The 22470-nt window shown below is 61.4% G+C and carries 14 protein-coding genes; 5 read left to right on the top strand and 9 right to left on the bottom strand.

Going from position 1 to position 22470, the window contains the following annotated elements; translation table 11 throughout:
• Nucleotides 1-280: 280 nt before the first annotated feature.
• Nucleotides 281-838 carry a dihydrofolate reductase family protein gene (locus SGJ19_12150; protein ID MDZ4780997.1) on the bottom strand — a complete coding sequence of 186 codons (558 nt, stop codon included), beginning with the start codon at nucleotides 836-838 and terminating at the stop codon, nucleotides 281-283.
• A 473-nt stretch (nucleotides 839-1311) separates the two neighbouring features.
• Between SGJ19_12150 and SGJ19_12145 the strand changes: the two genes are divergently transcribed.
• The 5 genes from SGJ19_12145 (at nucleotide 1312) to lptB (ending at nucleotide 10534) form a co-directional block, all read left to right on the top strand.
• Entirely contained in the window at nucleotides 1312-4080 is a 2769-nt protein-coding gene (locus tag SGJ19_12145; GenBank protein MDZ4780996.1) for a DUF1553 domain-containing protein, read from the top strand.
• A 13-nt stretch (nucleotides 4081-4093) separates the two neighbouring features.
• A complete protein-coding gene (locus tag SGJ19_12140; GenBank protein ID MDZ4780995.1) occupies nucleotides 4094-5599 on the top strand; it encodes a DUF1501 domain-containing protein in 1506 nt (501 codons plus the stop codon).
• Between the two features lie 598 nt (nucleotides 5600-6197).
• Nucleotides 6198-7580, top strand: a complete 1383-nt coding sequence (locus tag SGJ19_12135; GenBank protein MDZ4780994.1) for a S26 family signal peptidase — start codon at nucleotides 6198-6200, stop codon at nucleotides 7578-7580.
• A 92-nt stretch (nucleotides 7581-7672) separates the two neighbouring features.
• A complete protein-coding gene (locus SGJ19_12130) occupies nucleotides 7673-9679 on the top strand; it encodes a S26 family signal peptidase (protein ID MDZ4780993.1) in 2007 nt (668 codons plus the stop codon).
• A gap of 45 nt (nucleotides 9680-9724) precedes the next feature.
• On the top strand, nucleotides 9725-10534 hold the full coding sequence (gene lptB / locus SGJ19_12125) for an LPS export ABC transporter ATP-binding protein (GenBank protein ID MDZ4780992.1): 810 nt from the start codon (nucleotides 9725-9727) through the stop codon (nucleotides 10532-10534).
• 298 nt (nucleotides 10535-10832) lie between these two features.
• Here lptB and SGJ19_12120 read toward each other — a convergent pair whose 3' ends face one another.
• The 8 genes from SGJ19_12120 to SGJ19_12085 all read right to left on the bottom strand — a co-directional run bounded on the left by SGJ19_12120 (nucleotide 10833) and on the right by SGJ19_12085 (nucleotide 22021).
• Nucleotides 10833-12008, bottom strand: a complete 1176-nt coding sequence (locus tag SGJ19_12120) for an ABC transporter permease (GenBank protein ID MDZ4780991.1) — start codon at nucleotides 12006-12008, stop codon at nucleotides 10833-10835.
• A gap of 31 nt (nucleotides 12009-12039) precedes the next feature.
• Nucleotides 12040-13200, bottom strand: a complete 1161-nt coding sequence (locus SGJ19_12115) for an ABC transporter permease (GenBank protein MDZ4780990.1) — start codon at nucleotides 13198-13200, stop codon at nucleotides 12040-12042.
• Complete coding sequence (locus SGJ19_12110) at nucleotides 13197-13916, bottom strand: ABC transporter ATP-binding protein (protein ID MDZ4780989.1); 720 nt, start codon at nucleotides 13914-13916, stop codon at nucleotides 13197-13199. The genes SGJ19_12115 and SGJ19_12110 overlap by 4 nt, the downstream gene beginning before the upstream one ends.
• Nucleotides 13917-14051: 135 nt before the next feature.
• Nucleotides 14052-15347 carry an efflux RND transporter periplasmic adaptor subunit gene (locus SGJ19_12105; GenBank protein MDZ4780988.1) on the bottom strand — a complete coding sequence of 432 codons (1296 nt, stop codon included), beginning with the start codon at nucleotides 15345-15347 and terminating at the stop codon, nucleotides 14052-14054.
• A gap of 309 nt (nucleotides 15348-15656) precedes the next feature.
• Nucleotides 15657-17930: an FdhF/YdeP family oxidoreductase gene (locus SGJ19_12100; protein MDZ4780987.1), complete on the bottom strand. Its 2274-nt coding sequence runs from the start codon at nucleotides 17928-17930 to the stop codon at nucleotides 15657-15659.
• Nucleotides 17931-18090: 160 nt separating this feature from the next.
• On the bottom strand, nucleotides 18091-19005 hold the full coding sequence (locus SGJ19_12095) for a cytochrome c (GenBank protein ID MDZ4780986.1): 915 nt from the start codon (nucleotides 19003-19005) through the stop codon (nucleotides 18091-18093).
• A gap of 170 nt (nucleotides 19006-19175) precedes the next feature.
• The gene (locus SGJ19_12090; GenBank protein MDZ4780985.1) at nucleotides 19176-20045 is read right to left on the bottom strand and encodes an HlyD family efflux transporter periplasmic adaptor subunit; all 870 of its coding nucleotides are present in this window, start codon (nucleotides 20043-20045) and stop codon (nucleotides 19176-19178) included.
• Between the two features lie 17 nt (nucleotides 20046-20062).
• Nucleotides 20063-22021: an HlyD family efflux transporter periplasmic adaptor subunit gene (locus SGJ19_12085; GenBank protein MDZ4780984.1), complete on the bottom strand. Its 1959-nt coding sequence runs from the start codon at nucleotides 22019-22021 to the stop codon at nucleotides 20063-20065.
• Between the last annotated feature and the right edge of the window lie 449 nt (nucleotides 22022-22470).

Here is a 22470-nt window from a genome sequence, read left to right as displayed (position 1 = left end):
GTGTCACTGGTTTCGTCAACACCCAGCAACATGAAGCAGACCTGCCGTTGACTCAACTCATCCCCTCATTCCCCGGAATTGGGTGAAGAACCAAAAAAATCGCTCTCGCCATTGGATCAATCGGCAGCTTGGCTCGATTCGAGGGACTTGGTCCCGTACCCATAGTCGTCGGGCGAAAGGCGATTTCGACGCAAATCCAGAAAGACCCTTTTTTGAGCCTGCCCGGCAAGTGCGGGCGGGTCCGCCGTCGGCGGAAGAGCAGGGCCTATCATTGCGATGGCTACCGTCTCGGCACGTACCGCATCGCGACCGCGCCCGAGCCGAACTCCCGTCGGCCTAGGAGTTTCAAGTCGACATGCTTCGATAGCCCCGCGAACAACGTCGGCCCGTGGCCCGCCAGCCTGGGATGCACCACGAACTCGTACTCATCGATCAATCCGAGTTCCGCTAACGCCAGCGGGAGGGTCACGCCTCCCACAAATATGCCCTGACCCGGCTCCTGCTTGAGCCGCTGAACGGCCGTCCCCAGATCTCCGCGCACAAGTTCCGCGTTCCAATCGACGCGGTCCAGAGTGCTCGACACGACGTATTTCTTCGCCGCGTCAATCGTCCTGGCGAAGGGTTCCATCCAGTCGGCCATCCAATCAGGTCTCACACCGGTCGCCGGCGGTCGCCACGCTGCTTCCATCATTTCGTACGTTACCCGGCCGAAGAGCAATGCATCGGCCTGCGCGAGTCTCTCGGCCCAATAACGATGCAATTCCTCGTCCGTCGAACCGGCCCGATGATCGCAGCACCCGTCCAAGGTGACGTTGATGGAATACCGAAGGGCTCGCATTGCATCAGCGTACCGTCGACGGGAACGTCTGAAAAGCGAGCCCGCGGCCACCAAGTTGAGGCTGCCGAGGTCCGACACGCCGACGCCGGGGCTGCTCGGCGCCGAGGGCGATGTGATCGACGCGGCCTAAGGGACCAATAGACTCGCAAACATCGGACGATTTCTGCTGTCACATGGACACTAGCTCCTTGCTGCTCGCGGCAGATATTGGCTACTTGTGGAGCGAAGTTGGGTTAATTACTGCGTTGCAACTGCCAGAAACCAAGTCACCGAATAAATCGTGATTTGTCCACCAGGGCTGTTGAAGCGGTCGTTCACGGTCCTTTCCCCAGACAGGACTGCGCGGATTGGCGTTTCAACAGCGCGAAATCAGTTTTACATCGCGATGGCAAGCGAGTAACTTGAAAGCGCCGCCTAGCGGTCTGCCTTCCTGGCCGAGCAACGCACTACATCTCTTTCAAGGTCGTGATCCGATGCACTGGTTGCGACTATTCGTCGTTGCGCAATTCATCGCTGCGTGCTGCACCTCAATTGCGGCCGTCGCCGGGGACGTGGACTACGAAGTAAAGGTGCGGCCGCTCTTGACGGCGAAATGCCTCGGCTGTCATGGCGACGACGTGCAGGAAAGTCACTTTCGCTTGGATCGTCGGGCCGCGCTCTTAACCGGCGGAGATTCCGGCGAGCCCGCCGTGCTGCCTGGGAATGCCGAGAAAAGTCATCTCATTCAGCTTGTCAGCGGCCGTCAGGCCGGCATAGCGATGCCGCCTGATGAATCGGAACGTCTTACCACGGAGGAGATTCAACTGCTCCGCGAATGGATTGATGGCGGAGCGAAGATGCCTGAAGATTCGCCTGGCAGTGGAACGCCGATCGCGCGGCCGGAGCATTGGTCCTTTGACCCGCTCTTGAAAACTTTGCCTTCGCCAGTCGACGAGAATTGGGAATCGAATGCGCTCGACGCATTCATCTTACAAGGACTCAAGGAGCATGGACTCGCGCCGAATTCGCCGGCGACGCGCGCGGAGCTGATCCGTCGCATGTATCTCGACATGCTCGGCGTTCCGCCGACGCCAGAAGAAGTCCAGGTTTTCGCGGCGGACGCTGCGGGGAACGCGACGGAGACGTTGATCGAGCGCTTGTTGAACGATCCACGTTATGGGGAACGCTGGGCGAGCTATTGGCTCGACCTGGTGCGTTTCTCGGAGACAAATGGCTTTGAAACAAATCGCGAACGCCCAAATGCATGGCCGTTTCGTGATTACGTGATTCGAGCGCTCAACGAAGACAAGCCGTATGACCAGTTCCTGCAGGAGCAAATAGCGGGGGACGCGCTCGGCGCGCCGGAGGCGACCGGATATCTCGTCGCCGGGCCGTATGACCTAGTGAAAAGCCCGGACATCAACCTGACGCTCATGCAGCGACAGAATGAACTGGATGACATGATCGGGACCACCGGCGCGGCATTCCTCGGGCTGACGGCGGCTTGTGCGAGGTGTCACAACCACAAGTTCGATCCGATCCTCCAAAGCGACTACTACGCCCTGCAAGCCATCTTCGCCGGCGTGCAACATGGCGATCGCGAGATGCCGCTTAGCGAAGCGACGCAGCGCGAGATCGCCGAGCTTGATGAGCGAGTGGAAAGCCTGCGCGCGGAGCTCGTGCCGTTCTTGAAGGTTAGTAGCGTCCGACGGGAAAGCGTCAATCCGCGCGGGAACGAAGAACGTTTCGAGCCGGTCGAGGCGAGGTTCGTTCGGTTCACAATTCTGGAAACGAATTCCTCGGAACCGTGCCTGGACGAGTTGGAGGTCTATGGTGCTTCGATGAACTTGGCGCTCGCGAGTTTTGGAGCGAAGGCGACCTGTTCCAGCGCCCTCGCCGGCAATCCAATTCACAAGCTGGAACACATCAATGACGGTCACTATGGGAACAGCCATAGCTGGATCTCCTGTGAAGCGGGCGCCGGCTGGGTGCAGATTGAACTGACGCAAACATTCCCAATCGATCGCGTCGCTTGGGCTCGTGACCGCGAAGGGCATTTCGCGGATCGCTTGGCGACCAAATATCGTATCGAGGTCGCGACCGAGCCCGACGCGTGGACGCTCGTCGCGTCCTCGGCGGATCGGGCGCCCTACGACGGCGCGCCGACGAAGCCGGAGTACGACGTCAACCGCTTTGAAGCTGAAGACGCTGCACGTGGCCGCGCAGCTCTCGAAGCGTTGGCTGAATGCGAACGACGCAAGTCGGAACTGAGCTCGGAAGCGCTCCTTTACGCCGGCACTTTTGAGCAACCGGCGGCGACGCACCGGCTGTTCCGCGGCGAACCGCGTGAGCCACGCGAAGAAGTCGCGCCGAACACGATTGCATCGCTCGGTTCGTTAGCAATCACTGGCGACACGCCCGAACAGGAACGCCGCGTGGCGCTTGCGCGGTGGATTGCCTCGCCTGATAACCCGCTCACGGCGCGAGTGATGGTCAACCGGCTGTGGCAATATCACTTTGGAAACGGAATCGTCAGCACGCCGAACGACTTTGGACTTTCCGGTGCGCGGCCGACGCATCCGGAGTTGCTTGATTGGCTCGCGCAAGAGTTGACCTCCCATGGTTGGTCGCTCAAGCATGTGCATCGATTGATCCTGCAATCGGCCACGTATCAACAGAGTAGCCGCCCGCGCGCGGAGGCGTTGGCCGTAGACGCTGCGACGGCATGGTTATGGCGATTTCCGCCGCGACGTTTGGAGGCTGAACCGATTCGCGACGCGATCCTTGCCGTGACCGGCGCGCTCGACGGCCGCATGTACGGCCCAGGCTTTAGCGCCTTTGAGATCGAGCTGGAAAACGTGCGGCATTACTTCGCGAAGCAGACGTATGGCCCCGAAGATTGGCGGCGGATGGTCTACATGACCCGCGTGCGCCTGGAGCGCGAAAGCGTGTTCGGCGTGTTCGATTGTCCCGACGCCGCCGGTTCCGTTCCGCGCCGCGGCCGTTCCACGACGCCGCTTCAGGCGCTGAACCTGTTCAACAGCGCGTTCATGCTCCAACAGGCTCACATGCTCGCTGAACGACTCCAGAGCGAATGCTCCGACGATGCTTCCGATCAAGTGGCGCGTGCCTATTGGCTCTGCTTTGGGCGGGCGCCAGAATTGGATGAACAAGCGGCCGCGCGGGAGTTTATTCAGACGGAAGGTTTGCCGGCGTTCTGCCGGGCGATGTTGAATAGCAATGAACTGGTGTTCCTCCAGTAGCGGGCACAAATCGATGGCGGCAGGAAACATTTCGGGACGGCATCTGCTCGATCGCCGGGCATTCTTGGATCACGCCGGGTTCGGCCTGAGCGGCATCGCGCTGGCGATGCTCCTCTCGGAACAAGGTTTATTGCGCGCGGCGGAGAGCGGGGCGACCGTCAGTGGCAAGTCGCCGATTCGTCCGCAGATCGACGCAGCGCACCCCTTCGCCGCACGGCCGCCGCATTTTGATGCCGCCGCGAAACGCGTATTGGTGATCTTCTGCTCCGGCGCCTGCAGTCAAATTGATACGTTCGATTACAAGCCTGAGTTGATCGCGCGGCATGGCCAGCCGCTGCCTGGCGCGGATCAGCTGATTACCTTCCAAGGCGAGCAAGGAAACATCACACGCAGCCCTTGGAGGTTCCGTCCGCGCGGCGAATGCGGCAAGCTGACGTCTGATTTGCTGCCGGAGATCGGTGCGCTGGCGGATGACATCTGCTTTATCCATTCGCTGAAGGGAAAAACCAACACGCACGGGCCGGGCGAGAACTACATGTCCACCGGCTTCACGCTGGACGGTTTTCCGAGCGCCGGCGCCTGGGCCAGTTACGCACTCGGCACGGAGAACGAAAACTTGCCGGCGTATGTGGCGATCCCCGATCCGCGCGGCACGCCGCAGAATTCGGTCAACAACTGGGGCCCTGGCTTTTTGCCGGCGGCGTATCAAGGAACCGATTTCAACGCCGCCAAGCCGATCCGCAATCTCGCGCGGCCGGATGGCATCAGCGACCTAAGCGATACGCGGACGCGAGAGTTTCTCCAGCGATTGAATAATCGCCACTTGGAGCGATACCCCGGCGACAGCGAGCTGGCCGCGCGGATTTCAAGTTACGAGCTCGCCGCGCGGATGCAATTAAGCATTCCGGAGGTGAACGGTCTCACGGACGAAACGGCGGCGACGCTTGCCATGTACGGAGCGGATGACGCGGAGAATCCACTGAAGGCGGCTTACGCGAAGAACTGCCTCCTCGCGCGGCGGTTGCTGGAGCGCGGCGTGCGTTTCGTGCAGCTATTCAACGGCGCGTATCAAACCGGCGGCGAGGGCGTCAGCAACTGGGATGGGCACAAGGTGATCGAAGAACAGTACAGTGTTCACGGACCGGTGCTCGATCAACCGACCGCCGCACTCCTGCGCGATCTCAAACAGCGCGGGCTGCTTAAAGACACGCTCGTCGTCTGGTGTACGGAGTTCGGTCGCATGCCCACGTTCCAAAAGGGGGCGAGTGGCCGCGATCACAACCCCGAGGGGTTCACTTGCTGGCTGGCTGGCGCGGGCGTAAAAGCGCCATTCAGCTACGGAGCGACCGACGAGTTCGGCTACCGGGCCGTAGAGAATGTCGTAACGGTGCACGACTTCCATGCGACCATTCTGCATTTGCTCGGCCTCGACCACGAACGGCTGACGTTTTACCACAACGGCCTGGAGCGCCGGCTCACAGATGTGGAAGGCCAGGTGGTGCGGGATGTGCTGGCTTAAGACCACCGATAGTCGGCGAGCGGCACGGGCGGTGCGAGAATTTCCTGTCGGCTGAGGCCAGCGCCGCCGTTCCGCAGCGAGCTTCCCAAGCATATTGCCTGAGACGGTTCCAGCCAGAATTCCTTAGTGGAGGGCTTCCTGCGTCGGAAACGAAACGTAGCCGTGCGACCGAGTTGCACGGCAATTCGGCAAGATGCTGGCGACATTCGCAACCAGGGCTTTACGGGTTTGACGTGCTATCGTGTACAACTTTCCTGCGGAAGCACCACGATGGCACAGCAACTTGTCAGAATGAATGCATTCGCTTGCAAACAACTCGTTCGACGCCTAAAGTATGGACGATGTGGCACTTTCGCAGTGTTTCGGCACATTCAATTATGTAGCTTCCCGAGCTGGGTGACGGGAGTGCGAATCTCGCCTCCCGCGCTTACGCAGCAATGACAAGTGGATTGGCGAGCCGCTGTCCACATGTCCTGTGCGCGATGGGCGAGCGCCTGGCTTGCACCGCGAAAGCCGCCAGTTGGCGGATGGATGACGAAACCGGCGCGCTAAATCTTAAAATGTGCGCTGATCATTCTCAGTTTGTCACTGGGTTGAAATGCGCTCGTTCTTGCAAGTCGCTGTGCATGTGGCCGTGTTGCTGCTGGCGATTAGAGCGTTCTTGATCGCGCCGATCGTCGTGCCCACCAGTTCGATGGCGCCGACGCTCTTGGGCGTGCATGGCGACGCGGTCTGTCCGAAATGTGGGCGCGCCATTCAATGGGGCGCTGATATTACCAGCTTCGATGCGTCGCGCGTCGAGTGCTTTCGCTGCGGGGCGGAGCAAACTGCGTTCGACGAACGCGCTCTCGTCGGCGGGGACCGGCTGCTTGTCGATCGGAGCGCCTATTGGTTGCGAGGGCCACGGCGTTGGGAAATGGCAGTGTTGCGCGACCCGACCTCGCCCGATCGCTGGCTCGTCAAACGTGTGGTCGGCCTGCCAGGCGAGACCATCTCATTGCGCGACGGCGATCTGTTTAACAGCGACGAGCGGGTCCAGAAATCATTGGCCCAGTTGCGCTTGATCGCGATCCCGCTCTACGATTCGACAGACATTTCGCCAAATAGCGACATGTCCCCCTTTCGCGGCCAGGACGCGTCGTCGCAATGGGAACGCCATACGCGGCCTGGCGCTGAGTCATTCTTGCGACTCCCGGCGCCCCAGGCGCTCACCGCGGAGACCTCGCCCACCTTCGATTGGCTCGTCTATCATCCTCCTGAGATGGTAAAGGAGGATCGCGGGGCGGGAAATGCAATCACTGATGTATTGCCATACAACCAGGACGTATTGCGCCGTCCCATCCTGGTGACAGACGTGCTGCTCACTTGCCGCATCCGCTGGCAGGGAGCCGGCGCGATCGCTGTGCGGCTACCGGCCCGCAGGGATGGGCTGCTGCGACTGGAGCCTGGTCAAAGCCGAGTCGAGCTCCTTGTCGACGGCGAATCGCGCTGGAACGAGACCGTGACGTTCGAGGGTGAGTACGCTTCCGCCTTTCCGCTGACGGTCGCCCATTGCGACGGGCGCGTATTGCTGGAAATCGCCGGGCAATCGCTGAGCTTCGACTTGGACGAACTGGCCGGCGCTTCGAGCCCCGCGGCGAACACGCCCGGGGGGCTGGCCATTGGAGTGCAGGGCGTCGGCGTCGAGATTACCAACCTCCGTCTGGATCGCGATATTTACTACTCCGAGCCGCCGGAATTAGCCGGCGCGCACTGGGAATCGCTAGCTCTCGGCGAGGGCGAATACCTACTCCTGGGGGATAATCCTGCCCATTCACTCGACGGCCGCTACTGGCGGCCTCCGGCCGTGAGCCGTAACTCGTTTCTGGGCAGGCCTTTTCTCGTGCATGGAGCCAGTCGTGCCGCCCGCGTCGCCGGCTGGGCGTTTCAAGTTCCGGACTTGGAGCGAATTCGCTATATTCCCACGGCCCGCGACGAATAACCTTTGGTCCGACAGCCTGTCGGACACGTAGAATCATCCATTGGCCCCTGGCCGCCGTATCACGTCTCTGCCGCCGTCCGTAAGGTTCGATCATGGCCAAGAAAACTGCCGTCCAGCCCGAGGATACCACCGCGCCGGGCGAGACGCTCCCGCAGTCCTCCCTCAAGCGAGGCGCCACCGCCCCGAACGTAACCACCGCCCAAGCTTCGTATAAGCCGGACGGGGCTCGCGATTTTGTCGAGGCCGTGGTGATCGCCTTCATCTTGGCTTTTCTCTTCCGCACGTTCGAGGCCGAGGCCTTTGTCATTCCCACCGGCTCGATGGCCCCCGGCCTAATGGGCGCGCATCACGACCTGTACTGCGAGCAATGTGGATATCGTTACCAGGTGAACACGAGCGAGAACGACGAAAAATCTGCGCTCGAGTTTCAATACGCGATGGGGCGGCTGCAGCGTGACGAGGCCGAAGCGATGTCGCGGGGAGATGCCAATCTCGTGCAACGTATCCGAGAATCGATGGAGCAGGAGCAGCAGAACTACGCGAACCGGCGCACCGTAGAAGGCACGTGTCCCGTCTGCCGATACACGATGAACTTCGCCGATCAGACGGAAGGCAAGTACAAGGCCTTTTCCGGCGACCGGCTGATCGTAACGAAGTTTCCGTACGAATTCGGCCAGCCGAATCGCTTCGACGTCGCGGTCTTCAAGTATCCGCTCGGGCCCAGCGAGAACTTCATCAAGCGCATCGTCGGGCTGCCCAACGAAAACATTCGCATTTTCCACGGCGACATTTTCACCAGCCCCGCTGGCGGCAACGAGGCGATGACGATTGCCCGCAAGCCGGACAAAAAGCTGCTGGGGATGGCGCAAGTTGTGCATGACAACGACTACGTCGTTCGTCCCGACGGCCAGCCGGATGAGTTGATCGCCGCGGGCTGGCCCACGCGCTGGCACGCCGGCGCATGGACCGACTCAGACGCCGGCCTCCAGTTCGCGCCTGCGTCGACCGGTTGGAAAGCGGACGAAAACGGCCGCGGCTTTACCTTCGCCGCGGCAGACTCGGCCTCCGGCGAGAACGCCTGGTTGCGCTATGAGCACAATGTCCCGAGCAGCGAGGTTTGGGCCGACTTCGAGAAAACCAAGCAACTGCCGCCCGAGAACGTAGCGCCGCGGCGGCCGTTGTTGATCTCCGATTTCTATGCCTACAACACGAACCTGGATTTGAATGACACGCTGGGAATCTCCGGCAACGCCGACGGCAGACGGGCCGTGGGGCTCGGTGTGCATTGGGTCGGCGACTTGATGTTGGAATGCGAACTGACCGTCAACGAAGTCGACGCGGACGCCGGCGCCGTAACATTGGAATTGGTCGAAGGCAGTACGATCAACGCCACGGGAGACCGCACGCCGTGCCGTTTTCAATGCCGCATCGATCTGAAAACAGGCGAGGCCAGGCTGACGGCGCTGGGCATTCCCGTGGATGCATCCACCGGCAAACCGTGGGAAGCGATCGCTCAAACTTCCGTGCGCGGCCCAGGGACCTACGAGCTGCGCTTCTCGAACTTCGACGACGAACTCCGGCTTTGGGTCGATGGGTCGCGCGTGGAGTTCCAACAATCCACCGCGTATCGCTTCGCCTCGGCCGATCCGCGCGATCGCAACAATCGCCCCACGGAGGCGGATCTCGCCCCGGCAGGCGTTCAAGTCACCGGCGCAACCGCCTCGGTCGATCACCTGCGTATTAGGCGAGACATCTATTACATCGCCACGCGCGGCGGCGTATCCCAACTTCTGGAAGACTACAACAACCACGACCTTCTGATCGTCCGTCAACCGAGTGAACCAGCGCAGCGCGACGCGATGTCGGACCCTCGCTATTGGGGTGAGTTCGAGAATCTGAATATCGTCGAATTCACGACTGGGCCGGACGACTTCCTGCCACTTGGTGACAACAGTCCGAGCAGCGCCGATGGCCGCCTGTGGCGAGATGATCCGTTCGTGCCGCGGCGGTTATTGATTGGCGAAGCGATGTTCATTTATTGGCCTCACTCCTGGTTCTTCCCGCTGCCGAACGTGAAGGACATGGAGTTTGTGAAGTAGCAGATCCGCTCAGCGTTACTTTCGGATCACGGAGGATCCCGCAACATGCCGATGCTCGAGGTTTCCGGCCTGGTCAAAATCTACGGCGGCAAGCGCGTCGTCGACGGCGTTGATTTCGAGGTCGAAGAAGGCGAGATCGTCGGGCTGCTCGGCCCCAACGGCGCCGGCAAAACGACCAGCTTTCTGATGACCTGCGGGATCATCGAGCCGGACGCCGGCACGGTGATTTTGAACGGCGACGACGTCACGCGCTGGCCGATGTATCGCCGCGCCCGCGACGGCGGCATGGGCTACCTGGCGCAGAAATCGAGCGTGTTCCGCAAGCTCACCGTCGAGCAAAACCTGCTCGCCGTGATGGAGTTACTCGGCTTCGATCGCAAGCGTCGTCGCCGGCGCTGCGATGAACTACTCGAACAGTTCGGTATCAGCGAACTGCGCAAGCGGACCGCGATGAAACTCTCTGGCGGCGAAATGCGACGACTGGAAATCGCGCGTTGCCTGGTCTCGAATCCGAAGTTGATCCTGCTGGACGAACCGTTCACCGGCATCGATCCGGTGACGATCGCCAGCATTCAAGAGATCGTCCGCGAGCTGCGCGCCGATGGTATCTCGATCCTGATCACCGATCACCAGGTCCGCGAGACGCTGCAGATCACCGATCGCAGCTACGTGATCCGCAAAGGCCAGGTCCTCTGCCACGGCCGCCCGTCGGAAGTCACCCGACATCCCGCCGCGCGGAAATACTACTTCGGCGAAAACATGGACCTCGGCAGCACCGTCACCGGCCCGCACCGGCCGAAGATTCCGACGCCGGGCCGGCAGTATGCGGGTGTGGAGGATGAGGAAGAGGAGTGAATAGTTTGAAGTTTTCAGTGTTCAGTTTTCAGTGAGGGCGCGCGATCCATCGGTAGGGCGGGCCGTGCGCGCGTTGGAGGCTGCGAGGTTGAAGATCGCCCATCGATGCAAAGCACGGTTGAATGCGCAATGTAAGGCCCGCCGGGATCGATCCCGGCGGGCCTTACGTGTTTGAGAACAAAGAAGTCGACAGCGCTGCGAAGGTTAAACAGAACAAAGCGTCGGTCGCCTCGCGCGGCCCGCCCTACGATTCAATGGCGCGTCCGAACAACTGAATACTGAAAACTCCAAACTCGCCTCAAACTTCTCTGAGTGCATCCACGACCTTCATCCGCACGGCGCGAAGCGCCGGGAGAAAACCGCCGACGACTCCCAGAAATACTGCCAAGAGCGCGCCCTTAATAAGCACGTTGGGTCCGAAGCTGAACGCAAAGACGATCTCGGTAAATGTGACGCCATTCATGGTGCCGGCGCTTTGGCCGCCAAACAGCTTCGTCAGCGCAATTGAAGCCAGGCAACCCACGATGGCTCCCACCAGGCACAACACCAACGACTCCAGTAGGAATGCCGTGAGGATGCTTCCTCGCCCGAAGCCCAACGAGCGAAGCGTGCCGATCTCTCTGGCCCGCGTGGCAATCGCGCCGTACATGGTGTTGGCCACGGCGAACATCGCTCCGATTGTGAGAAAGAAGGCAATAATCTGTCCCAGCAAGCGCAGTACTAGTCCTGCTTGGGCCTGGTCGGCGAAATACTGCACTTCGGTGATTGCCTTGAGGGCGATTTGCTCGTCGGCCTTGATGTGGTTGAGGAGCGTTTCCTGATCCGCTTTGCTCGCGGCACGAATCTGCACGCTAGACGTGCCGCCGGTCCGGTTGGCGACCTGGGCGAGCACCTTCTGATCCGTCCAAATTTCCGACTCGGTGGCGCCTCCCCCGGCTTCGAAGAGTCCGACGACCTTGAAGGATTTATCTTGGACGACAAACTCCTCATTCATCCCCAGTCCTTCGAAACGACCGGCCAGTTTGCGACTGACGATGGCCTCGCGCAGGCCGGGATGGAAATCGCGTCCCTCGACGACCTTCATTCCTTCGCGCAAGTCGCGCGAAACCGGCAGCGCACCGCGAATCGTGACGTTCGCGCTCCCTGCGTTGCCCCGGCGCGGCAGGTAGGTCACGACCACCAATTCAGGCGCGGCCAACGGCCGACCTTGTTGATCGGTGGCGATGCCCGGTAGCGCCAGGATTTCGCGCGCCACGGCCTCTGAAACGCCGCTCGCGGTTTCGGACGAAGAGCCTTGACGCAGCACAATGATATCGAGCGGTCCGGCGGACACCTCAAGCGTTTGGTCCAAGCCCGCGGAAAGTCCCAGCGCGAACACACTGGCGCCGACGGCGATGCCGGTGCTGACGATCGTCATCAGTGAGCCGACTTTGCGCGCCCAGATGCTGCGGAGATTGTACTTGATCGGAATCACGGCAACTTTCCGGAAACGAGAAGCAATTGCGTCAGACAATCTTTCTGAGGCCGTCGACCACCGAAAGCGTCGCAGCGCGCCAGGCGGGAATAATGCCGCTTGCCAGTCCGATGAACCCTGCTAGCAACAGGCCCAACAGCGCAGTGCGCCAGGGCACGTATAGGAAGCCAAAGCCCGTCAGCCAGCGACTAAAATCAACTGTGGCGAACAGCAGTTTGGCCCCCAGCGCGCCGGCGACGCCTCCCAGCAAGCCGATGATGACCGCTTCGCAGAGGACCATCCCGAGAATTGTGCCGCGACCAAACCCGATGGCTTTCAGCACGGCGACTTCGCGCGTTCGCTCGCGCAGCGCCATTGCCATCGTGTTGCCGGCCACGATCAAGAGCGAAAACACGACAATGCCGGAAATGACGTTGATAAAGAACTTGACGCTTCCCATCATCTCCATGAACGACTGCTGAAATTCCTTCTCAGTCATGGCACGTACCGGCGCATCGGAACTGGCGAATTGCTTGTCGATTTTCTCCATCAATTCCGGCATGATTGGGCCGGACTTGGCGCGCAGCATGACAATTCCGGCGTTGCCAGCCATAGGTTGTTGCTTGGCCTTGAGCGCTTCGTCCATATACTCGAAATGGAACCAGAGTTGTTCTCGGTCCACGGTCGAATTGCCGTCGTAGATGCCGCGCACGGTCAGTTCCAGATCGACCGGGTAGATGTCCCCCTTAAGCGGGATCTTATCGCCGATCTTCCACCCTTTGTTTTTGGCGATCAGCGCTCCGACGACGCAGCCGGTCTTGTCCGCTTGCCAGGCGTCGAGTTGGTCGTCCGGCACCTTGTACTCTTGCAGCACATCGGTGACGAATTTTGAATCGGTGCCGAATTGAGCAAATGGAATCGTCTCTTCACGGTACCTCCCGCCGAACCAGGAAAACGGGATGGCGCTGCGCACGTCTTCCATCTTGCGGATGCGATCCAGGTAGGCGATTGGCAAATTGCCCGTCAGGCCTTGCACGTTCGTTACCATGATGCGGTTGTACGGTTTCGTCGCTTCCGTGATCTCGTCCTGAATCATCAAAAACGAATACAGCAGCACCACCAGGAACAAGCTCATCGCGATCGATGAGCCGGTGAAGAGCGTGCGGATTTTGTTGCGGAGGACGTTGCGGATGATCAGGGGGATAAACTTCATCGCGAGGTCTCCAGGGCTTCGATGTCCGCTTGCACGAACGTGCCCTTCTCCAAGTGCAGTAGCCGCTTCGCCCGACGGGCGGCCTTCGGGTCGTGCGTGACCATGATGATCGTCGTGCCGAATTGCGTGTTGAGCAGTTCCAGCAGGTCGAGAACTTCTTGCGCGCTCGTGGCGTCCAGGTTGCCGGTCGGCTCGTCCGCCAGCAGCAACACCGGGTCGTTGGCAATCGCCCGGGCGATCGCCACGCGCTGTTCTTGACCGCCGGATAACTGTCTGGGGTAGTGATCTTGCCGGTCCGCGAGACTCACGATGCGGAGCGCCGCCTCGACATGTTGCCGGCGCTGCGCCCGGTTCAGCGGCGCGAGGAGCAGCGGCAGTTCGACGTTCTCGAACGCCGTCAGCACCGGCATCAGGTTATACATCTGAAAGATGAAGCCCAGGTTCTCGCTGCGAAAGCGCGACAGCCCGGCCTCCGACAGCACGCCCAAGTCCTGGCCGTTGACGATAACTTTGCCGGTAGTGGGCCTATCGAGCCCCGCGGCGAGATTGAGCAACGTTGACTTCCCGGAGCCGGACGGCCCCATGATGGCGGCGAAATCCCCTTTGGGAATATGCAACGTCGTATTGGTCAGTACCGGAATGCGATTCTTATCGCGCATGAACTCCTTGCTGACGTCCAGGAGTTGCACGACCGATTCAGAAGCATCTTGGGGCATGAGAACTCCTTGGGGAGTAGGTGAAGTAGTAAGTAGGTGGAGTAGGCGAAGTAGCTCAAAAATCCACTTCACCCCCGGCAAACTCCCTACTGACTACTTCACCTACTAATTACTCCAACTACTTCCTCTTCTTCCCTACTCCTCCGTCGTCACACGATCGCCGTCTTTCAATCCAGCCGGCGGTCCGGTCACCACACGTTCGCCGCCGATCAGTCCGTTTTTCACCGCCACCAGACCGTCGTGCGCGTCGCCGTCCGTTTGAATCGTCGTTCGCCGCACAACTTCTTGTTCCAGCACCCAGACGAATTTTTCGTCCCCCTGTTCCTGGACCGCGGCCACGGGCGCGAAGACACCCTTCTTGAGCGCCTGGTTCGCGCCTTCCTCGGTGCCGGCGGAGTCCGGCAGGAAGTTCACTGTGGCACTCAGTTCAGGGAATAGTCGTTCGTCGGGATCGAGAATCGACACCTTCACTTTTACAATTCCGCGGGTCCGGTCCCCCATGGGGATGATTTCCCGCAACCGGCCTTTATAGCGCCGATCTGGCACCGCGTCGACGACGACCTGGGCCGGCTGCCCTTTGCGCAGCTGGCTGAGGTAGTCCTCCTTCACGTCCGTATCGACTTCCAACTCGCTTAAGTTGGCGAGCGTGATCACGGAACCGCGCCCGGAGCCGACGCCCATCCCGCCGGGCATGATCGATTCGCCTTGCTCGGCGTCTTTGGTGATCACCGTGCCGTCGAAGGGTGCGAAGATAAACATGTTTTTGATCGCCTCTTCTCCTTCAACGACCGCGCTCTTGGTGGCCTCCAGGCCGGCTTGTCGGGCATGCAAGACGGCCTGAGCCGCGTTGAAGGTCGTTTCGGCGCGTTCCAGACCGGCGTCGGTGCCCGCCCTGCGCGCAAAAACATTACGCTCGCGCGCCAGGTCACGTTCCGCCTGCGTGAGGTTGAACTGCGCCTCGGCGATTTGCGCCTCGGCCAGCGTCACCGCCACCTTGCGCGAAGCGAGCGCGGCGTCCATGTCGGCGTGTTCCAATTCCGCGAGGATGTCGCCCGTTTTTACCTTGGTCCCTTCGACGACGGGCAGTCGTGCAATGCGCCCCGGCACCTTGGCGCCGACGGCGGCCTGCAACCGGGATTCCAGATAGCCGGTCGCCGTCAGCTGCGTCGAGACCTGGCCGAGTGTCATAATCCGCACGGAGTCGGTTTTGACCAACGGCGCGGGGAACAGGCGATCCTTGAGCGCTAGATAAGCGCCACCGCCAGTGCCGGCGAGTAGCCCAACAATCAACAGAAACCAGCCAAGCGTAGCAGCGGCCGATCGCGGGCGCGGTGCCGAACGGTCGATGCGCAGCGCGGTCAACTCCCCGTGTAACGAGGACGACTTCGTGCCGGCGGGAGGAGAAGCTGCCGGAGAATTGAGGGGAGTCATACTTACCGATCTTACCATCGCGCCTCCACGACGAACAACCTGGAAGGCGTCCAACTAACGTGGTATTCGCCAAAAAGGGGCGGAGCTTTAGCGACGGCCCTGAACAATCGTGATTTCGCGGAATCGCATTAGACGGCCCATAAGCCCAGGGATGGCCTCTCTTAAGCGATGATAGCGCGCAAATCACAGTCGGCCATCCCTGGGGGCGACGGTGAAGGCCTGTGCCCCCAGGGAAGGCCGACTGCGCAACTTTTTTCGCCAACGCTGGTTGCGGCCATCCCTGGGCTTAATGTAGACCGCGCGGAAACATTAGCAGGCCTTCAGCTTGCCGCGCGAGGGGCTGCCGACGGCGTCTTCGGCATGGAGTGCGGCGCCGTTTTCCGTCGCTGGAGCCGGCAACGTGACGACCATCGGCAGCACGTCGACGAGCACGTTCTTGAAGGCCGGCGTGCGGCTGGCCGGATCGACCGAGCGCGGCACCAGTTCGTTGGCCTCCGGATAATACATGAGTGCGTTGCCGGAGCGGATGGCGTCGTAGCTTTTGGCGATGACGTTTTGCAACTCGCCGGCGCTGCTGCGGACGATCACGCGTTGATTCGGCGCGATGCCGAGGCGGCGCAAGTCGTCCGGATGGATCAAGATCACATCGCGGCGATCCTGACCGCGGTAGACGTCGTAGTCCTCATACACGACCGTGTTGAACTGACCCTCGCTGCGCACGGTCATCAATCGCAACTGGTCGCCGTTGGTTTGCAACTCCGGAATCGTAAACGTATGCAGCCGGGCGCGACGGCTGGGTGTGGCAAAGATCGGTTCGTGAAAGGTGCGGCCGGGAATTTGGAACTCCTGGCGCGTGCGATCGATCTCCGCCAATTCCTCGAAGCCCGGCACGATCTTGGCGATCGCCTGTCGAATGTTCCGGGCTTCGCGCAGAGTTCGCCAATCGATGGGCGTGTTTCCAGCCAGCACGCGATCTGCGAGATCGGCAACGATCTCCACTTCGCTGCGCGGTCCGTCGTGCCGTTGCGGGCCGCCGTCGCTGTAGCGGACGTAATTGAACATCGATTCCTGCGTCGTCGGTTGCGGCTCTTCGTCGCGCGCCAACACAGGCAGAATCAGCGTCTCATTGGCGAGTCCATGTGCGTGGCCAGTGTTGAGCGTGGTGCTCAGATAGACAAGCGTCTCGAGCGCTCCGAGCGATTGCCGCGCGAAGCGGGCGTCCGGATTCGAGCCGTAGAGATTGCCGCCCAAACAAACGCCGAGTTTCAATGCGCCCGTCGCGGCCTGTTCCATGCAGCCGAGCGTGTCGAGTCCCGGCGTCGTGGGCAACTGCACTTGAAAATGTTGCTGCAAACGCTCGAACACGGCGTCGCGCAATTTTGGCGTGACGCCCATCGAGCCGATCCCTTGGACGTTCGAGTGTCCGCGAATTGGCAGCAAGCCGGCGCCGGGCCGGCCGACCATGCCGCGCAGCAGGGCCAGATTGCCGATGGCCTGCACGTTCTGCACGCCGCTGGCGTGATGTGTGATGCCCATCGTCCAGGCGAAGATGACGCGCTTGCCGCGCGCATACAGGTCGGCGGCGCGAAAGATTTCGTCCCGTGCGACGCCGGACTTGAGTTCGATCTCTCGCCACGGGGTCTCATCGAGCAACTGTAGAAACTGCGAGGCGCCTTCGCAAAACTCGTTCAGGAATTGCTGGTCCGCCGCGCCCAGTTCGACGATCCGTTTGGCCAATCCCGTGAGGAGCGCCAAGTCGCCGCCGATGTGCGGCTGCAAATACACGCTGGAAATCGGCGAGCCGAATAACATGCTGCGGACATCGCTCGGCACGGCAAAATTCACGAGCCCGACTTCGATCGCCGGGTTGATCACCACGACGTGGCCGCCGTTGCGCCGGACCTGCATCAGTGAACGCATCATCCGCGGATGGTTGCTGGCCGGATTGCCGCCGATGACGAACACCAGGTCGGCGTGTTCGAGGTCTTCCAGCTTGACCGTGGCGGTGCCGGAGCCGGTGACGCTCGTCAACCCCACGCCGCTGGCCTGGTGGCAGTAGTAGCTGCAGTTGTTGACGTTGTTCGTGCCATAAAGCCGCGCGAACATTTGCAGCAAGAATGCCGCTTCGTTCGAGCTGCGGCCGCTGAAGTACCAGAACGTCTCGTCGGCCGGCAGCGACTTGAGCCGCGCGACCAGGCGATCGAACGCCTCGTCCCAGGTGATTGGGCGATAGTGTTGCGTGCCGCGCTCGTACAACAGCGGCTCCGTCAAGCGCCCGCATGATTCCAACTCGCGCGGCGAGAAGGCCTGCAGTTGCGCGACGGAATAGGTCGCGAAGAAGCCTGTGCGAATGGCGCCTTGCATGTCGGCGGCCATCGCTTGCAGCGACTTCTTGCAAACCTCGGGAAAATGCCCCGCCTCGTTAACCATCCCGCCAGCCTGCCCGCCCATGCCGAGCGCGCAAGTCTTGCAGGCGTTCTTACTGCGCATCGCCTTCCAAAGCCGGCGAATCCCGCCGACTTCGCGGGCCTTACGCCAGGTATAGAAGACAGCCTGCCAGCCGCCGCCGTGATTGGGTCGCATGGGGGAGGAGGGAAGTAGGTGGAGTAAGTAGGTGGAGTAGTAAGTAGGTGAAGTAGTAAGTAGGTGGAGTAGTAAGTAGGTGGAGTAGGTGAATAGGAATATGGTCGCGTAGGTGCTACTTCACCTACTCCGCCTACTTACTACTTCACCTACTAACTCCTCACCGATAATCGCCATGACATTGATCGCAACTTTGCCCGAGCGCGCTGATGGCCGCTTGCGCTGCTGGGAAATCGTTCTGCTGCGCGGCTGCCGTGGCTTCGATGGCGGCTGTTTGGAGGTTCGTGACGTACTGAAGATAACTTTCGTCCTCGGCGAAATCGTAGCCGGGGTGCTTGATGACTTCCGCCAGCGCCGCCACCAGCGAAGCCTCGTGGATGATCTCCTCCCGGTGGGCCGTGAAATCGTTCTTGGCGCCGGTCCACGGTTTGAGCCGCTCCGCGCGGGCGATTTCGAGTCGCTCCATCAGCGGCGCGCGATCGGCGGTTTCGCTCCAATTGTTTTCCGCCGTGCCGGCTTCCACGGGCGCGTTGGTTCCGCGGATCAACTCCGCGAGCTCCTCGGCGCGGCGTTTGGCTTCGGCGTACGTGGCGTCGGTGCCGACTTTACTGTTCTTGCCGGCGCGGCCAAACGCGTCGCGGAGCGCGGCACCTTGTTTCTGCCAGCGCACGTCGCCGTCGTACTCGGCGATGATGCCGAACATGGCGGCCAGGCTGGTGAACTCGCGTCGCGATGTTTTGAAGCCGCCCCCTTTGAATTCGTTCGGAGACTTGACGGCTGCGTCCAGCAGCTTGGCCAGCGATTTGACTTCGCTTTCCACGTTATCGGCGGCGATCAATTTCGACCAGGCGAAGCCGCCCGCGGACGGAGTTTCACTCGTCGAATCGGAGGTGCCGCTGCTCGACGGGGACGTCATGCTTGCCACGGGTTCCGGCCCCAACTGCTCCGCGGCATTCTCGAAAAAGGCTCCGCGCTCCGCCGCCGTCCACTTGGGCGGCGCCGCCTTACTGGACACCAACCGCTTCGGCCGCGCGCCGCCACTCTGCGCGAGTGCGGCCAGGCATGTCAGTGACAATAGAGGTAGTGCTAGCGCGAATCGTCTCATGCACATCGTCAGTCGGTGAACTCAAACGTCCTCATAGTCTGCTTTCGCTCCGCGAAAGGTCAGCCCTTTCGCGGAGCGAAAGCAAACTACGGGTATTATCGCTACAGAATTGCGTGGGCACAACGAGACCGGCTCGCCGGTTACTCGATTGCCAGGCGGCCCTTGATGCCGGGGCGCAACTTGCCGTCCTGGTTTTCGATCTCCGCCCAAAACCGGACCTGGCCGCTGACAGGGTTCACTTCCGGACTGACGAAAGTCACCTTTCCTGGGTACTTCGCCTGCTTCCGTCCAGGCAGATCGACTGTGAGCATAACGCGGCGTCCCGTGGGATCTTCGGGAAAATCGTTGTGCAATAGAAAACCTTCCGTGCGGAGACGATCGATGCGAACCACGCGAAGCACGGAGTCGCCCGGCTTGACCCATTCCCCTTGCTGGCGATTCACCTGCACGACGACGCCATCGATCGGCGCGGCGATTGCGCGGCGCGAGAGCGTTTCCAAGGCAAACGCATGGGCGTTCTCTTTCACGCCCAGGTTGAGCTTGGCGACGGCGAATTCGTGATCGGCCTGGAGAATTTCCAACTCGGTGCGCTCGGCGGTCAATCGCAGGCGATCGATCTCGGAACCGGAGACCGCTCGGCTGAATTGCTTCACGCTTTCCTCGGCGCGGCGCAACTCGGCCTTGGCGACCTCCGCGTTCTTGTGCGCGAAGCGGACCTTGAGATCGTTCTCGGCCTCGCGGCGCGCGACGTCGGCTTCCAACTCCAACTGTCGCGCGGCCGAACGCGCGTCGAGATCATCGACGCGGCCTAACTCTTCACCGGCGGCGACGGAGTCCCCTTCGCGCACCGTAAGTGAGATCAGCGCGCCTTCCGCCTGCGCGGGCACTTCGACTTCGTCGATCAGCGTGACGAGCACGGAATCGACCGCCAGCGGATTGCCTGCCGGCGACGACTGTTGCCCGACGATGCTCGCCAAGCAAACGAGGGGAATGGCCATCAACGTATTCATGCGACACCGCCGTTCGATCAGGTATGCAACGCCCACCACGCGGAAACACGATCGCAGATTTCATGGAACCAGACATAGCCCAATGCCCGCTGGCCACAGGCGATCTGTGCTTGCACCGTCGCGCCGGGTCGCGGATTCTTGAGTTGACTGGAGTCGATGCTGGCCTCGGCGAGCACCGTGGCCTCGCCATCGTCGCCAATGTGGGCCCGCAGGGCAACCTTCTCCACGGTTCCCACACAGCGCGTGTTGAGATCGGTGGCGACGACGAAACCCACTTGCTGCGGTACGCCTTCTTTTCGCTCGGCAAGCACATGGCCGATCCAACGATCGGGCACGCGCAGCTCGAGCCGCCAGGCGCCTGTGGCGTCGACGACCGTAAAGAGTTGTTGCCCCGTCCGGACCGGCCGCGCCGGCAAGGCGTCGAGCTCGTCCCAGGGAGTGACGATGCGCCCGGCAATCGGGCTGCGCACGTCGAGTAGTTTCCGCTCCTCGATCAACACCGCTTGTTGCGCTGCAAGGCTATTCACGGTTTCGCGCAGCTCCGCGTCTTCGGCCGTCATCTCTTGCGCCTTCGCCGCATCCTCGGCGTTCGAGAAGCGGCTCTCCAAGCGCGCTGATTCGAGCGTGGCCAAACGCGCTTGCGCCGTCTGCAATTCCCCGAGGACCCGGGTCGATTCCAGTTCCAGTTTCGGACTGCGCAGCCGCGCCAGCACCTGCCCAGGCTGCACTTGTTCGCCGGAGCGGGCGAGCACTTCGACGATTTCTCCATCGACGCCGCTGAACACGTGACGCATGCCGACCGGCTGCAACTCGCCTTGAGCGGCCACCTGAAAGTCGGCCGGAATCAACGCCGCCGCGCCGAGCAATCCGGCGCCAAGCAATACGCTAGCGACGATTTTTGCCAGCTTGCCAGTTGTGCTGCGCCGCCGCGCGAGCGCCCAGCGCTGCGAGAGCGTGCCGAGCGGCAAAGCCTGCCAGACAAGCGCCGTTTCAAGCGCCTGGGCAGATTGCTTTGCGACGTGCGGCCAGCCGTCGTGCCAATCGGTCGCCGCGCCGGAGAATTGTTCCAGCAATAGCGCGCCGGCTGGCGGGATGCCGTCGCCCGTGGCCAATGGCAAGACTGCGAGCTTCTTCGCGGGCGAGGTATCTAAGTGCCGCGCGAGCGACGCTTCGACCTGCGGGGCGAGAATTGCGCCATCTGTCGGATACCAAAGCGGCTCCTGGATTTGTAGCACCGCTTGCGTTAATGCTTCGGCGCTCTGCACCGCGGCGGCGCGCGGATCGAAGGCATCGACGCCGCTCACGGCCTGCATCGTAGCTCGGCCGCCGGACCAGGAAACCACGGCAGCGCGATCGACTTCGAGCAGTGTGCGCGATCCGTTGGCGATTTCCGCCGCGACGCGCGCCAACGATGTCGGTTCGGCAATGCGAGCGCTGAAGTCGGCGAAACTGCGCCACCAGGCTTCGCGCCCGCGCAGTTGACGCAGTAAGGCGTTGCGATGAAACTCCGCTGCGCAATCCGCCACCGCCGCCAGGAAGCGCTCCTGGCCGACGCGCATTGAGTCGGACACTTCCTCTCGTGGCTGAACTTCGATCGCCGTCAGCAGGCAGCCATCTACTACGACTGGCGCCAGCATCGCGTCGTCGTCGCGTGGCGCGCCGCGCGTGGATAGCCGCACGACGCGGGCCTCGCGTCGCGATAGCGCTTGCCCGACGCGCTTGCCGTCGTCGGCGCCGTGCGTCAACGCATCTCCAGCGTCCACCAACGAAGTCCAGTTCCCGGACTGATCTCGAATCCAGGCTCGCGCTCCGAGCGCCTGCGTGGCGATGCGCGTCTGTTCCAAGGCGCGCGCGTAAAACGCGCGTTCCTCGACGGCGGTGCTGGCCAACGCGGCGACATCGGCCAGCAACTGGTCGATTTCACGCCAAGCGTCATCGCTTTGGCGGTCTTCGGCGTCAGAGAGTTCAACCGCCATGCCGGGAAGTACCTGGGTTGCTTTGCGCTATGAGGAGTGGCCCGCGAAACACACGAAAAACGCGAAAATGATTGCTGTTGAACGATTTGAATTGGTCCGGCCAAAAACCAACATTCAAAGTACGCCCTCGACCATTTGCTCTTGAGAATCCCACCCGTTTCTCGCCCTTCCTTCTCTGTTTCGTCTCTACTTTCGTGTGTTTGGCGTGTTTCGCGGGCGATTCAGGAGTTGGCGTAGTTGCCAGCCCGCGACACCGTCGTCCGGGCTATGTCTCATATCGCCGTGTGATGGCTGGTCCGACCGGTTGTCAGCCCAAGTCGACACAGAACGCCCGGACTTCCCAATCCCGCATTGCTCGAAAGTCAATTTGGGCGAAATCTGGCGATTGTGCCGAAAAAACCGGTTGCACTGGCTGTCGGTTGCCGATTTAAGCACGACGATGACTTCGC

The sequence above is a fragment of the Planctomycetia bacterium genome (assembly GCA_034440135.1).
GTDB lineage: Bacteria > Planctomycetota > Planctomycetia > Pirellulales > JALHLM01 > JALHLM01.
The sequence above is the reverse complement of the archived record's forward strand: the minus strand, read 5'-3'. Positions and strand labels throughout refer to the sequence as shown.